The 14,182-nt window shown below is 47.0% G+C and carries 13 protein-coding genes and 1 tRNA gene; 7 read left to right on the plus strand and 7 right to left on the minus strand.

From position 1 onward, the window contains the following. The first annotated feature begins 221 nt into the window (after positions 1-221). Positions 222-1,730, plus strand: coding sequence for an NB-ARC domain-containing protein (locus ACFW2W_RS21005; protein ID WP_378182714.1), 1,509 nt, complete (start codon positions 222-224; stop codon positions 1,728-1,730). A gap of 91 nt (positions 1,731-1,821) precedes the next feature. Here ACFW2W_RS21005 and ACFW2W_RS21010 read toward each other — a convergent pair whose 3' ends face one another. Next, positions 1,822-2,058: a hypothetical protein gene (locus tag ACFW2W_RS21010; protein WP_378182717.1), complete on the minus strand. Its 237-nt coding sequence runs from the start codon at positions 2,056-2,058 to the stop codon at positions 1,822-1,824. Between the two features lie 271 nt (positions 2,059-2,329). Between ACFW2W_RS21010 and ACFW2W_RS21015 the strand changes: the two genes are divergently transcribed. The 3 genes from ACFW2W_RS21015 (at position 2,330) to argB (ending at position 5,661) form a co-directional block, all read left to right on the plus strand. Next, positions 2,330-3,766 carry an NB-ARC domain-containing protein gene (locus tag ACFW2W_RS21015; RefSeq protein ID WP_378182720.1) on the plus strand — a complete coding sequence of 479 codons (1,437 nt, stop codon included), beginning with the start codon at positions 2,330-2,332 and terminating at the stop codon, positions 3,764-3,766. 327 nt (positions 3,767-4,093) lie between these two features. Beyond that, the gene (locus tag ACFW2W_RS21020; protein ID WP_378182723.1) at positions 4,094-4,666 is read left to right on the plus strand and encodes a shikimate kinase; all 573 of its coding nucleotides are present in this window, start codon (positions 4,094-4,096) and stop codon (positions 4,664-4,666) included. Positions 4,667-4,755: 89 nt separating this feature from the next. Next, positions 4,756-5,661, plus strand: a complete 906-nt coding sequence (argB, locus tag ACFW2W_RS21025; protein WP_378182726.1) for an acetylglutamate kinase — start codon at positions 4,756-4,758, stop codon at positions 5,659-5,661. Here the strand turns inward: argB and ACFW2W_RS21030 are convergent. After that, a complete protein-coding gene (locus ACFW2W_RS21030) occupies positions 5,658-6,203 on the minus strand; it encodes a hypothetical protein (protein WP_378182729.1) in 546 nt (181 codons plus the stop codon). The genes argB and ACFW2W_RS21030 overlap by 4 nt on opposite strands. 313 nt (positions 6,204-6,516) lie before the next feature. Here ACFW2W_RS21030 and ACFW2W_RS21035 point away from each other — a divergent pair, with 313 nt between their 5' ends. Next, on the plus strand, positions 6,517-7,041 hold the full coding sequence (locus ACFW2W_RS21035) for a hypothetical protein (protein ID WP_378182732.1): 525 nt from the start codon (positions 6,517-6,519) through the stop codon (positions 7,039-7,041). 315 nt (positions 7,042-7,356) lie between these two features. Here the strand turns inward: ACFW2W_RS21035 and ACFW2W_RS21040 are convergent, their stop codons facing one another. The 4 genes from ACFW2W_RS21040 to hisF form a co-directional block, all read right to left on the minus strand. Then, positions 7,357-8,334: a DUF2382 domain-containing protein gene (locus ACFW2W_RS21040; RefSeq protein WP_378182735.1), complete on the minus strand. Its 978-nt coding sequence runs from the start codon at positions 8,332-8,334 to the stop codon at positions 7,357-7,359. Positions 8,335-9,380: 1,046 nt separating this feature from the next. After that, positions 9,381-9,453 (minus strand) — tRNA-Ala (locus ACFW2W_RS21045). Between the two features lie 75 nt (positions 9,454-9,528). After that, positions 9,529-9,738: a hypothetical protein gene (locus tag ACFW2W_RS21050; RefSeq protein WP_378182738.1), complete on the minus strand. Its 210-nt coding sequence runs from the start codon at positions 9,736-9,738 to the stop codon at positions 9,529-9,531. 102 nt (positions 9,739-9,840) lie between these two features. After that, positions 9,841-10,611, minus strand: a complete 771-nt coding sequence (hisF, locus tag ACFW2W_RS21055; protein ID WP_378182741.1) for an imidazole glycerol phosphate synthase subunit HisF — start codon at positions 10,609-10,611, stop codon at positions 9,841-9,843. A 104-nt stretch (positions 10,612-10,715) separates the two neighbouring features. Here hisF and ruvB point away from each other — a divergent pair, with 104 nt between their 5' ends. Further along, the gene (gene ruvB, locus ACFW2W_RS21060; protein ID WP_378182744.1) at positions 10,716-11,819 is read left to right on the plus strand and encodes a Holliday junction branch migration DNA helicase RuvB; all 1,104 of its coding nucleotides are present in this window, start codon (positions 10,716-10,718) and stop codon (positions 11,817-11,819) included. 111 nt (positions 11,820-11,930) lie between these two features. Further along, a complete protein-coding gene (locus ACFW2W_RS21065; protein WP_378183054.1) occupies positions 11,931-12,752 on the plus strand; it encodes a tetratricopeptide repeat protein in 822 nt (273 codons plus the stop codon). 240 nt (positions 12,753-12,992) lie between these two features. On the opposite strand, the gene cax is transcribed toward ACFW2W_RS21065, so the two are convergent. Then, positions 12,993-14,114 (minus strand): calcium/proton exchanger, encoded by a 1,122-nt coding sequence (gene cax, locus ACFW2W_RS21070; protein ID WP_378182747.1) that lies wholly within the window; start codon positions 14,112-14,114, stop codon positions 12,993-12,995. Positions 14,115-14,182 lie beyond the last annotated feature (68 nt).

The following is a 14,182-nucleotide window of genomic DNA, read 5'->3' on the forward strand; positions in this document are numbered from 1 at the left end:
CTTCTTTTCCCTCCAAAAAAACTGTGAAATTTTAATGAAATTTAGATGAAAGTTTCATGAAGTCTTCCTAAAATTTAAGGATAGCCAAAATATTCAGAAAAATTCGCCTAACAATCGTTATTAAATTCGTTATAACTTCATCGTAACTTCGTTAGTATTTCATAATTAATCCGTTAGAATCAGGCGTTGATAGCCTTTATTAGGGATAGCAATGCAAGGGAATGGCATCAACTGTTGAGCGGCAGGACGACGAGTTTGCAGAAGCAGCAAATAATTGGCATTTAGAGAAGCTTTACATAGATTTGGGATCTGCCAAAGGAAGGAGTCTGACACCTGTTGAGAAGAAATTCTTAAGAGGATTGCTGTGTGGCTACAGTCCAGCAGAAATAGCAGACACTGTCTACAAAAGTCGCACTAGCAGTGCCGTTAGAGTTTACTTATCTAATGGGCTGTACAAATACATTCAAGAACTCCTGATTCGCCAGACGGGTGACGTAATAAAAATAAAGAACTGGAGCCGCGTCACCAACTTGCTCTCAAAAGCTGGATATAAAAAAGATTCCGCTAACTTACCCGAAGAAAGTCAAGCTGAGACATCTGCCATCGGGGCAGCGATCGCTTCCCAAGATTGGGAAGAAGTGATTGATGTAGCAGCTTTCTACGGCGGCGAGGAAGAACTGGCAACCTTAGAGCAGTGGATTGTCCACGACAGCTGCCGCTTAGTGGCATTGTTGGGGATGGGGGGAATCGGAAAAACTGCTCTCGCCGTGAAGCTGGCAGAACAGATTCAGCAAGATTTTGAGTTTGTCATCTGGCGATCGCTACGTCATGCTCCATCAGTTCAAGATTTGGTGGCAAACTTGGTTCACTTTCTGTCTCAAGGGCAGGAAATAATCGGCGACGCCACCGCAGATGAGGGAATTTCCCAACTGATGGCTTATCTGCGATCGCACCGCTGTCTGATCATCCTAGATCGAGCTGAGGAAGTTTTGTCCCCCATCCAACACGCTGGGTACTATCGTCCCGAATATGAGGGATATGGGGAACTGTTCCGGCGTCTGGGAGAAGAACGCCATCCCAGCTGCCTGGTTCTCACCAGTCGGGAGAAACCGAAAGAAATTGCCTCCCTGGAAGGAGAAAACTTACCCATTCGTTCCCTAGAACTGAGGGGGTTATCAGCATCCGATGGACAAGAGTTACTGCAACTCAAAGGTTTAGTTGGCTCAGCCGAAGAATGTAGAGTCCTGATCAACCGCTATGCCGGAAATCCGTTAGTTCTGAAAATCGTGGCAACGACGATTCAAGATGTCTTTGACGGGAATATTACCGACTTTTTAGCAGAAGGTCTGGTTGTTTTCGGGGATATCCGCGACCTATTAGATGGGCAGTTCAATCGCCTCTCGGATTTAGAAAAAAAAGTCATGTACTGGCTGGCAATTCGTCACAAGTTAGTTCCCATCCGTTCCTTGCCAGACGAGGGGGTACCGGGAGTATCGAAACGACAGCAGCTAGAAGCAATGGAATCTTTGCGACGGCGATCGCTGATTGAAAAAACCTCGACTAATTTCACCCTGCCGCCTGTCGTCAGGGCATATCTCGCTGACAAATTAGTTGAGCAGATTTGTGAAGAAATGACTACCAAAGACGTGGCTCTTCTATTAAGCTTGGGGCTAATTAACGCTCCATCTGGGAGATACGAAACAAGCCGTCGTCTGAGCTTACCGGGTTAACAGGGGCTGGAAAGGACGATTTTTCGCTGACGCTTGGCTTAGCCGCTAGCATCACGGCTTTTCGCATTCCTGTCCGGAGTAGGCAGCTATATTATAGGGAACTGAAACTCCCACAGGAAAGCCGCTGGGAAAGGGCGAGTTCGCGAGACTCTTGCCTCACTTGGCCCAGCATTGCCGCTTGCTGCAACTGCATAAAGGCCTTGAAGTCTTCCATTCCATACTTAGTTGTTAAAAATCCCCGTAGCTGCTCTTCTGCGGCAACAGTTAGGTAGCCTGTACTCAAAGCTTGTTGGACGACTTCGCGGATATTGCTGAGGTTATTTTTCATGGTAGAACACCCAACCTTGATAAACCTAAGTGAAATTACCCGTGCTTTACAATTTAACCTTATTAGGCAACCGTAGCATTACTGAAATTGAAATAAAGCAATTCTAAGGTAATTTCAAAGTAATTCAAAGCCAATTTGGCCGCTCAAATCAGCAGTTGGCAGGAATTTTTGACCACAAAACTCCAAATTTGGTCTGAAATAAGCAAAAAGGTCTATCGGTATCTATATGGCTGGTGGATTTGAACTCAGAAGAAATAACAGTAACGTTTTTTTGCCCGCAAGCTTAAAGAAAAAGCTACATGAAGAATTCAACAGAAAGTACAAGCCTGAAGGCAAACGTGCCCTAATGCAAGACTTTTTGAGCGCGTGGCGTAAACAACTCCATACACTTGAACCCTCACGCCAAGCTTTACAAGCGATTTTGAACTTGGATAGCCGCCAAACCTGCGAGTATCGGATTGCTAACGGCTTATGTCATCTGTTACTGAACTGTTCCTATGATGAATGGAGCGAGTTTTCCAAGAATGCTCCAGACACTTCTCAGGACTTGCTGTCCTGTCCAACTGTCGGGGAAGGGGTTGTTACTCAAGACTGCTTGTCTACCACTCTTGTCGGATGCTGGGAGGCGAATCAAACCCTCAGCGCCCCAGCCGATGCGCCACCAGATCGGGACGAAAAACGCCATCGGGGCTTATTTATCCCGAATCCTCGCTGTCGGATGGTGTGGGGGCGAGAAAGCTTCATTCAAGAAGTATTGAACCGTCTGGACGATCCCGCCGAACTTTCTATTTTTTCCCTCAGCGGCACTCCGGGGTATGGGAAATCCGAAGCTGCAAGCCAAATCGCTAAACAAGCACTTGACAGAAATCTGTTCGCGGATGTGCTGTGGGTGACAGCGAGGCAAAGCGAGTGGGTGGATGGTTACATCAGCCAGGAAAAGCAGTTTGAGGCGCTGACGTGGAAGAAATTTTTAAATGAAATCGCCCATCAACTGGATTGTCCCCCTGAGCGAGTTCACCAGCGTTTGAGAGCAGAAAAACTGCTCGTCGTCTTAGACAATGCCGAAACTGCACAAGTTGAAGATATTCTGGCGAACCTCGTCAAAATGCTCAACCCCAGTCGGGCGCTGATTACCAGCCGACACCGCACCAAACCTCCCTATGTGGGATTAATTGAAATCCCAGGACTCGAAGCAAGATGGTCGTCTAAATTGTTGGATGACGAGGCAAAATACAACAACATTTCGGTACTAAGACAGGCAAGCAACGAACAGCTCTATCAAATGCATCAATTATCTCGCGGCGCACCCTTAGCACTGCATTTCCTGGCTGGGCGGGTATTCCACGATCAAGCACTTGAGCCAATTTTGTCGGAATTAACGCTTGCCAGCCGACAAGTTGAGACATTCTACCGCTTCTGTCTGGAGGCAGCGTGGCAGCGAATCGATGTGGCAGCACAAAGTATACTGCGTTACATGGGTGGGGTGGATGCAACGATTAGCAGAGCCGAGTTGTCTAAAGTTGGGAAATTGCTAGATTCAGACTTGGACGCAGCACTGGCGGATCTGAGACGATGGTATTTGATTGAAGACGTACAAGATGAGCTAGGCAATCCACGCTACGATCTGCATCCTTGGGTGAGAAGCAGCGTGCGCGGGGGATTGGTGGAGAAGTGGCAATCGTCGCTTGAAGACCTGGAAAAGATATAGCAATCCTATTTAAGTTGTGCGCGAGTATTCGCCTTAGTGTAGACACAAGGGTTATCGCGTCTCTACAAGGGTTCGCGAATCATTTAGGATTGCTATAGCTACCTGGAAATTTGATATCTAGGTAAAGAGTCAATTTCTTCAGTTGATGGCTAAACTAGGACGAATGACACTGACTTAACGAGAATTCAATTCTATTCTTTGGTTGGGTTAAGGTCACGAAATCCAACCAAAACAAGGAAATCGTTGGGTTTCGCTTCACTCAACCCAACCTACAAGTCTTCAGTTGATGGCTAAACTAGGACAGCGATCGCTCCTGCAACTGTAAATATGGAAAATAGCAATCAGAACGTGCGCGACCGACTCAAGGGCATCAATGTTTATCTGATTGGCATGATGGGTGCTGGGAAGACAAGCGTGGGAAGCTTATTGGCACAGCATCTAGATTATCGTTTTTTTGATACCGATGCTGTCATTGAGCAAGTTGCCAAAAAATCGATTAATGATATTTTTGCTAGTGACGGCGAAGAAAGCTTTCGGAAGTTGGAAAGCCAAGTGCTGTCGGAATTGTCGGCTTATACGAAGTTAGCGATCGCTACTGGCGGCGGTATTATCCTGAAGCGAGAAAATTGGAGCTATCTACAAAACGGTCTAGTTGTATGGCTGGATGTGCCGGTGGAACTTTTAGTCGCCCGTTTGCAACACGATACCACCCGACCTCTGTTAAAAAACTCTGACATAGCTACCGAATTCCCAAAGCGTTTTGACCAACGGAAGCCACTTTACGCCCAAGCCGATTTGCACATCACCGTTAGCGAGGGACAAACTCCCGAACAAATTGCTACGCAAGTAATCGAAGCAATTCCCACAGTTCTGAAGTCACGAGGCAATAACGGTCAGTGAATCTTAAAACAGTCGCCGCCAATCGTGCCACAGATGCCAGTATGCACTAAACTTCTAGAAAACCATAACTGGCACCATTCTGCTAAGTAATGTTCAACGATAGCGAATACCTCAAGAAAGCTGAAGCAACTCGCGTTCGAGTGCTAAGCGAAGCACTACCCTACATCCAGCACTTTGCCGGTCGCACCGTTGTCGTCAAATACGGCGGCGCGGCGATGAAAGACGCTTCGCTCAAAGATAAGGTAATGCGCGACATTGTATTCTTATCCTGTGTAGGCTTGCGTCCCATCGTGGTACATGGTGGTGGCCCAGAAATTAACTCTTGGCTGGCTAAACTAGGAATCGAACCACAATTTAAAAACGGCCTGCGCGTGACCGATGCCGCCACGATGGAGGTGGTGGAAATGGTTTTAGTGGGTCGGGTGAATAAAGAAATTGTCTCCTTAATTAACCGTGCAGGCGGTTCCGCCGTGGGACTTTGCGGCACAGACGGCAATTTGATCAAAGCCCGCCCAGAAGGGGCTGAGGGCATTGGGTTTGTGGGGGAAGTCAACAGTATTGATATCAAGCTTTTGCAGTCGCTGGTCAGTAGTGGATACATCCCCGTGGTGTCTAGCGTGGCAACAGACGAAACAGGACAAGCTTATAACATCAATGCTGATACTGTAGCTGGGGAACTCGCGGCGGCTTTGGGGGCAGAAAAGTTGATTTTGCTTACGGATACGCCAGGGATCTTACAGGATTACAAAGATCCATCCACTCTGATTGCCAAGGTCGATATCGCAGAAGCACGGCATCTGATTGAGAAGGGTGTAGTGGGCGGTGGGATGATTCCCAAGGTGAAATGTTGCGTGCGATCGCTTGCCCAAGGCGTTCGGGCTACTCATATTATTGACGGTCGCATTCCCCACGCACTGCTATTAGAGATTTTCACCGACGCCGGTATCGGCTCGATGATTATCGCCTCCGAATATGACTTAGGCGTGCGCCTTTAGCGAATAATAATCCGCCTTGGCTGGTTGAAGTGTCTGCGATACCCTTGCGGTCTCACAATCACTGGATTAATCAGGATGGAATCCCGAATCTGGGGATTGATCAGGGTGGGGTTGATCAGTGTCGAATTGTTTACTCTCCTGTTCGATCCTATCGGGTAGCTGGGATAACTGGGATAGGAGTTGGGATAACCCTGGTAGTAGTCAGGATAACTAGGATAGGAGTTGGGATAACCCTGGTAGTAGTCAGGATAACTGGGATAGGGGTTGGGATTAAGTCGATAGTAATTGCTCGATCCGCGATCGCTCATCCCCGTCGTTGGGTTTATCGGAATCGGACTGGGAATCGGACTGCCATAAATAAAGCTACCCACTGACTGCTGGGGAACTCCATAAGTAGGCACGCCTTGCTGAATGATTAATTGTGCCTTGGCTGGGGAAATCGCCCCAGTTAGTACCGTAACGCCCAGCGTCAAGGGTGCTAAGGCGGTGGCAAGGCAAAACCGCTGAAAACGATGCAGCGACAGAGGTAGTGTTTTGAGCATAGTTTTACATCCTGATATTTTGGATGGTACTAAGTATGAAATTTTGAATTACTTCTTAAGGTAAGCCCTGGCAAAGCGAGGAGAATTCCCCTCGTTGATTCACCTGAAAGGGTGATGTTGAAACAACGAAACCGAAAAAACCCTTTACTGACTGCTGACAACTTCTGTCTTCAGATGCTCGCTAAAACCCTGGAAAAAGCAATTTATCTCAGCCGTCTTGATTTCAGGATAATCCGCTTCGCTAAAATTTAAAAGGGCTGTCGGTGTTGACGTACAGAGCGAAAAAAAGTTCTCTTTAAATTCGATTGGCAAAGTGAATTCAGAAACCCACGACATTATTAAAACCGAGTACCAGACTGGCAAAGCGGCATTTGAGCGTGGAGATTACCGCCAGTCAGTGCAGCATTTAGAGAAGGCGAGTAGCTTGGTTACTCGTAACTCCCGATTGGGAGGAGAAATACAGATTTGGCTGGTGACGGCTTACGAAGCAGCAGGACAAACAACAGAAGCGATCGCTCTGTGTAAACAGCTGCGGCGTCATCCCGATCCAGAAACCAGCAAGCAAAGCCGTCGCTTACTCTACATTATGGAAGCCCCGCAACTCAGCAGGCGTCCAGAATGGCTGACTGAAATTCCCGATCTCACAACTCTCGCTGACAGCGAAGCTGAATTTCGCCGGGGTAGCAATGTTAAGAGTGCCACGAAAACTCCTCAAAAGCGTCCAGAACCGGAACCTATCGATCTGGGCCAAGTAAATACCAAGGACAATTTGTTTATTTGGGTTGCCTTGATTGCCATTGGTTTGACACTAGGCGGATTGGCTTGGTTTAATTTTTGAACGCCTAATTTTATACTTGATTTGGTTTTTGTTTGGCTTCTCGTCAGCCTTTTCTCTATGACCAATATGGCGTGACTGGATGAGCTTTTCTGGCTCGGTTCTTCATGTTGCGTTTAGTGCTGCCAGATTAGAAAACACTTGATGTCTTGGGATGCGACGATTGTGGCGAACCTTGAGGCTAGTGGCATCTTAAATTAGTTGCAGATCAAATATTCAGGGGTAGGCACAAGACCTACCCCTGAATATTTGTAGCGTTTCACCCATTATTTCAGATTTAGAAAGGGTGGGCAATGTCCACCCTTTGTCTAAACGTGGTTAGATGCGATCGCGATCGCTGCGGATATTTTGATCCTGAATTGGAAGATCGTTGTTCTTCACATCCAGCTCTTCTCGACGAAGCTGTTCTTCGGCATTAACCGTGTCACGATCTACTTCTTTTCTGATTCTGACTTCCTCACGCACAAAGGCTTCCTTTTGAATGTTAGGAGTCTCTTCGTAGATTTCCATCCGTGCAGCTTCCCCTTGCTGGAAAGCAGCCTCGCCAGGAGCAACTGCTCTTCCTGCGTCTGTTGGAGTCACGCGCTCAACAATCACTCGCTCCTTTTCAATGGGAACTGAAACTCGTGCCGTTTCAGTTTCAACGCGCTTGCCAACCGCTACCTCACCAGTTTTCTTGCGAGTTTTATTGGCAATCAACCGTTCTTCGTACAATTTCAGGGTTTGATGATCCCGATCGTTCATATCGTACAAAGATGGCTCTTGCTGATAATTGTAGCGATCGCGATCGTAAGCTGCATAGTTATCCTCAGCCGGTACAGCGCCTGTCATCGGAGCCGCGTAACTAGGTTCCACAGCAGGTGCCCCTAAAGGTGCAGATGCGTCCAAAGGTGTTGCTGTGTTGATAGGTGCCGATGTTTCCACAGATGGCTCTACCGCCGAGTTGCGATAAACTCCCCTTACCTGCTCTTCGTAATCGTAATCAACCTTCAGGTCGTCGCCAAACTCCGGTAAATTTTCTACTTGCTCTTTGCTAAGTCCGATAGCGGAAACACGCCGATTGTCATAGTCGATTCGAGAACGACCCACTGGTAGCAATACTTGCTTACCAAAAACCCAGAAGCCCGTATCCACAACCAGATACCGGAAATTTCCGGCTTCATCAACTAAGATATTTTTGACGCTGCCAACCTTGTCATCACTTGTATCTGAATAAACATCAAATCCTTTGATGTCTTCACCGCCAAAAGTGTCCTGATAGTCTGTGTCAAAATCCTCAAGCTTGTAAAGAACCATGTTTTTCTTTTCCTCCAATATTCCTTGCATCTCTTACTATCTACGCTAAAAATCTCTACGTTCGCTCCATCTAGCTAGCGACTGAGTTCAATGAATTAAATACATAACTCCTAAAGAGGATGCAAAATAATGGAGCATTTCCTCAAACTCTGTAAATTAATTGTAAATGTTGATAAAAATAAGTTTTTTGTAACTGATAACCAATAATTCTTGTATATCTGCTATAGCAATCCTATTTAAGTTGTGCGCGAGTATTCGCCTTAGTGTAGAAGACTTGCGGTTATCGCGTCTCTACAGGGAGAGTGCAAATCATTTAGGATTGCTATAGATGTGTAGGCTCTCTTTGAGTTCACGTTCCCCAGCACTGGTAGAGTTTGTCCTAGTTACTCTCCCTTGAAGGCTAAAGCCTTACGGCATGAACGCGCCTACGCTTCCGCTCTACCATTCCCTACGATTTTGCAAGGGTTTCAGGAGTTTTGGATAGTCTTTCAGCTGATAACCAATGATTCTTCTATATCTGCTAGTAAAAACAGCAACTTTTAATTTTTTCTTTCTTCAGATAGGCATTTATATATTTCAAGGGATAGATGTTAAATTTTACAATGAACAACTCATAAATTTAAATTCTTCTTAACCTAAGACTAGCGTCTAAAATTTGTTGAATGAATTACTCTGAGCAATCTTAAATAAGTTGTGAAACCAACAAACTGCTTCTTATCTTTCCTGGAAACTATTTGCGTCTAAAACGAAGATCGCGTATGGCAACGCTTACGCGGTTTTTTGAATTTCACAAGTCGAATAGAATTGCTATCAAGACTTACGCAAATATCACCACATAGTAAGGGCAACCACAGGGGGATTGAACCCGAAAAAACGCTATATGTATAAGCTTTGCGTAAGTCCTGACAATGTTCGTTGTTTGTTCCATGATTCCTTTCTCCAGCCAGAGCGCGATCGCTTCCACTTTATCGCCAAAAAATGCGATCGCTAGACTCTTTCGCCCCTCTCCGTTGACGGACAGGGGTTAGACTTTAGGTTTATGTTTATGGAGTTAAGCGGATTCGAACCGCTGACCCCCTCAATGCCATTGAGGTGCTCTACCAACTGAGCTATAACCCCTTACGGTGCTTTATGATTATGCCTTAAAAATTCGCAACTCGTCAAGTAGAATTTCAGCAAAGCAACTTTAAATTATTAAAACGAGCAGGGGTGTTGAGCAAGATGGCTGATATAACCCATGTAGCTGTTCATCAGGAAATATACGACTAACATGGCAGCTGCCGATAGCGCTACTAGGGTGCCAGCGAGCATTAAGGAAAACTCCTGTTGGTCGAACGCTTCCTGCATCAGGTGCAGCGACCAAGCCACCAGAGCCACATCAAAAATTAAAATACTAACTAACATAATTTACGATTTGTAACACTTCATTTATTCTAATATATACAACCGAACAGATTGATGCTACAAAGCCAAAGCCGCTTCTTCCAGAAGGAAGAAGTTGCCCCTTTACAAGAGCCGTACTGGTACTTGATGCTCTACGAGATAGTTTTTAATTTCTGATACAGTGAGTTCTCCGTAATGCAGGAGGGAAGCCAACAGGGCGGCTTCCGCTTTGCCTTCCGTTAAGGCGTCATAAATGTGACTCGTGTTGCCAGCACCACCGGAGGCAATCACGGGAATTTGTACCTGTTCCGCTATGGTGCGTATAAGCTCTAAGTCGTAGCCTGCCTTGGTTCCATCGGCATCCATACTGGTGACGAGCAATTCGCCCGCGCCGCGTTGCTCGACTTCTTGTGCCCAATTAATCGCATCGATGCCTGTGTTTTCCCGCCCGCCCCGCACGTAAACATCCCAACCAGGATTGCTGGGATCTTGGCGTTTGCGTGCATCAATTGCTACAACGATACACTGATTCCCGAAGCGATCGCTCGCCCGATTTATCAGCTCTGGATCGCGTACCGCCGCCGAGTTAATGCTAACTTTGTCTGCGCCAGCCCTTAACAATTGTTTAATATTTTCTAAGGATTGAATTCCCCCGCCCACGGTTAGGGGAATAAACACCTGCTCAGCCGTGCGGTATACCACATCCAGAATGATGCCCCGGTCTTCGTGAGTGGCAGTAATATCCAGAAACACCAACTCATCCGCACCCGCCTGATTATAAGCTTGTGCCAGTTCCACCGGATCGCCAGCATCCTGAAGATTGACAAAGTTAACCCCTTTGACAACTCGCCCCGCTTTTACATCTAAGCAAGGCAGTATTCTTTTTGCAAGCATGACAATCCTCTAAGTTAGCGATGTAATGATAATGAGAGCCTATACACTCTAAACCTTCTGTGTCTTCCTGCCATAGTGGTTTTTATTAAAATAAATTTTTAATCATGGCAATAATTTCTTCTAAACAACAGCCTCAAGAACCCAACAAGCAACCTCAGGAACGCCGAAAGCCAGCGGGACGCCGCAAGTCTCAGCCAGAAGAGACGGTTGAAGAATTGTTGCAGCCAACTGTGGCGATGGATGAAACCGACAAGCAGGAAGAAGGTCTTCGACCCCAGCGACTGGCTGACTATATCGGGCAAAAAGACCTCAAGGGCGTTCTAGAAATTGCTATTCAAGCAGCAAAAGGCAGAGGCGAGACGATGGATCACTTGCTGCTGTATGGCCCGCCAGGTTTGGGAAAAACCACGATGTCGCTGATTTTGGCGACGGAGATGGGAACTGCTTGTAAAATTACCTCTGCACCAGCTTTGGAGCGTCCCCGCGATATTGTGGGGATACTGATGAGTTTAAAGCCTGGAGATATTATATTTATTGACGAAATCCACCGCTTGGGTCGGATGACAGAGGAATTGCTTTATCCGGCAATGGAGGACTTTCGCTTAGATATTACGATTGGTAAGGGTCAAAGTGCTAAAACTCGCAGTTTGCCGCTACCGCCGTTTACTCTGGTGGGAGCAACGACGCGGGTAGGTTCGCTGTCGTCACCGTTGCGCGATCGCTTTGGTTTAATTCAACGGTTACGCTTTTATGAGTTGGATGAACTGATTTTGATTGTGCAGCGGACTGCTGAAGTTATCCAAGCCCCGGTTACGCCTGATGGTGCTGAAGAAATTGCCCGTCGTTCCCGTGGAACTCCCCGAATCGCCAATCGCCTTTTAAAACGGGTGCGAGATTTTGCTCAGGTAAAAAAGGTTGGGGAAATTACCCAACCTGTGGCGGTGGAAGCTTTAGAAGTCTTCGGTGTAGATCCGATGGGTTTAGATTGGGCAGATCGTTTGATGCTGAGTGTCATGATAGAGCAATTTAATGGGGGACCTGTGGGTTTGGAAGCGATCGCCGCAGCGACTGGGGAAGATGCCCAAACGATTGAAGATGTTTATGAGCCGTATTTATTGCAGATTGCCTATTTGCACCGAACGCCTCGCGGTCGCATTGCTACTCCAGCAGCCCGAAAGCATTTAGGATATGACTCCTCATTATTCTAAGGACAATGAGCTAAAGACGAATGACGAATACAGCAGTAGGATGGGCATTGCCACAGATTAGCTTTCTGCTGGACAGCGCCGATGCTACCAAATTCTAAAAGCCAAAATAATATGATTCGTTGGATTCTGACTTTACTGAGTGTTCTGCTTATTACTGTTTCAACTGGGTTCGTGAATGTGCCGCCAGCGATCGCCCAACAACAACCTTCCACTTACACTGAAGCTGAGTTGCAGCAAGGAGATGAACTAGCGGCTAAAGCGTTTACCGCTACGAATGCCGGTGATTTTGTCACGGCTGAAGGGTTTTGGACTCAGCTGATTGAGCGATTTCCTAGTAATCCGGCTATTTGGAGCAATCGGGGAAATTCTAAGGTAAGCCAAAATAAATTGTCAGATGCGATCGCCGACTTTAATAAATCCATTGAACTTGCCCCGAACGCCACCGATCCCTATCTGAATCGCGGTACTGCATTAGAAGGACAGGGGAAATATTTGGAAGCGATCGCCGATTACAATCGGGTGCTAGAAATCGATCCCCAGGATGCAATGGCTTACAACAACCGGGGGAATGCCAAAGCGGGATTGGGAGAGTGGGAGGACGCGATCGCTGACTACAAAAAAGCAGCCGATCTGGCTCCCAATTTTGCGTTTGCCAGAGCCAATTGGGCGATCGCCCTGTATCAAACGGGTGAGCAAAAAGAAGCGATTCGCAATATGAAGAATATTGTTCGCAAATACCCCCAGTTTCCTGATATGCGGGCTGCCCTAACCGCTGCTCTTTGGGAACAGGGAAAGCGGGGTGAAGCCGAAAGTAACTGGGTTGCCGTTGTCGGAATGGATCGCCGCTATAAAGATATTAACTGGGTAAAAAATGTCCGTCGTTGGCCTCCAGTCATGGTTGCCGCCTTAGAGAAATTTCTGAGTTTACAATAAAGGCGATGGCAATTAGCGCCAAGGTTTGTGCAACAAAAATCAGAAACCCACGCTTCCCCCTCGCTAGCGCCAGGTTAAAAGGAATCACCCATTCAGGTTATCGATCGTGGAGCGATCGCATATTTTCTGCACAATCTTAGAAGCAGTAGATGCGATCGCCTTTTTTAACAGTCGATAGACGCCGGAGGAATCATCAGAAAACTCAAAAGCTCAAAGAAAGAACTTTTACCTTTTGTCTTTCTACCCGATCCCCGCCATGACTGGGTGGAAGTAGAAAGCCAACCCCAAAATTGCATAAGCAGCCAATAGCAGCGTGCCTTCTAACCAGTTCGACTTGCCATCAGAACTAATCGAATTGGCAATTAATACTGACACTGCCACTGCCACCAATTCAAAGGGGTTGAAGTCCAAATCCATTGGTTTATGCAGCACCCAACCTGTCAGAACTAGAACCGGAGCCACAAATAAGGCAATTTGCAAGCTAGAACCCACCGCCACCGAGATAGAAAGATCCATCTTATTTTTCATCGCCACGCTGACAGCGGTGGCGTGTTCGGCAGCATTGCCAATAATCGGCACCAGGATCACCCCCGTAAACAGTGTCGTCAGACCCAGTTGGGAGGTGGCTTCTTCCAGCGAGGCAACCAATAGTTCCGACTCCGCCGCAACCAGTAGCGTTGCGCCTAATAGCACCCCAATCCATAAGGGCAGGTTAACTTTGTGTTCGGGATCTTCTGGAGCGAGATTCGACTCAGCTAACTCAGTGAGTACCTCCTGTTCTGCCACACCTGCATCGTAGAGATAGCTGTGGGTCTTCATAGAAAATAGCAGCGTCAACCCATAGACTCCGATTAACACTACGGCAACGGCGACCGAAAGTTGCTGGACTACAGCTTCGTCGATCCCAGTGGAGGTATAGTCCATCGCAGTTGGTAGCAGCATCGCAATCACTGCTAGATTCATTGCAGAGGCATTTACCCCGGCTATCATTGGCTGAAATTGCTGCTCTTTGTAGCGCAAGCCCCCCAACAGCATGGAAAAGCCCATGACCAGCAGTAAGTTGCTGATAATAGAGCCGGTGATACTCGCTTTGACGACATCCACCAGCCCCGCGTTGAGGGCGACTAGGGAGATAATTAGTTCGGTTGCGTTGCCAAAGGTGGCATTCAGCAATCCTCCCAAGGAGGGACCAAGAACAACCGCGATTTCCTCCGTAGCGGTGCCCATCCAAGCGGCAAGAGGAATGATCCCCAGACAAGCGGTGATGAAGACAACTGACGATCCCCATTCCAGAAAATGGGCCGTAATGGAAATGGGGATAAACAACAAAAGAATGGAAAAAAACGTGTTTAGAGACAGCATCCAAATTTTTCGTATTTAGCTCGTGTCTAGGATAGCCGCTTGTTGGGTGTTCTGACTTCTTTCAGTTT

Source organism: Coleofasciculus sp. H7-2, assembly GCF_042747725.1.
Taxonomy (GTDB): domain Bacteria; phylum Cyanobacteriota; class Cyanobacteriia; order Cyanobacteriales; family FACHB-T130; genus FACHB-T130.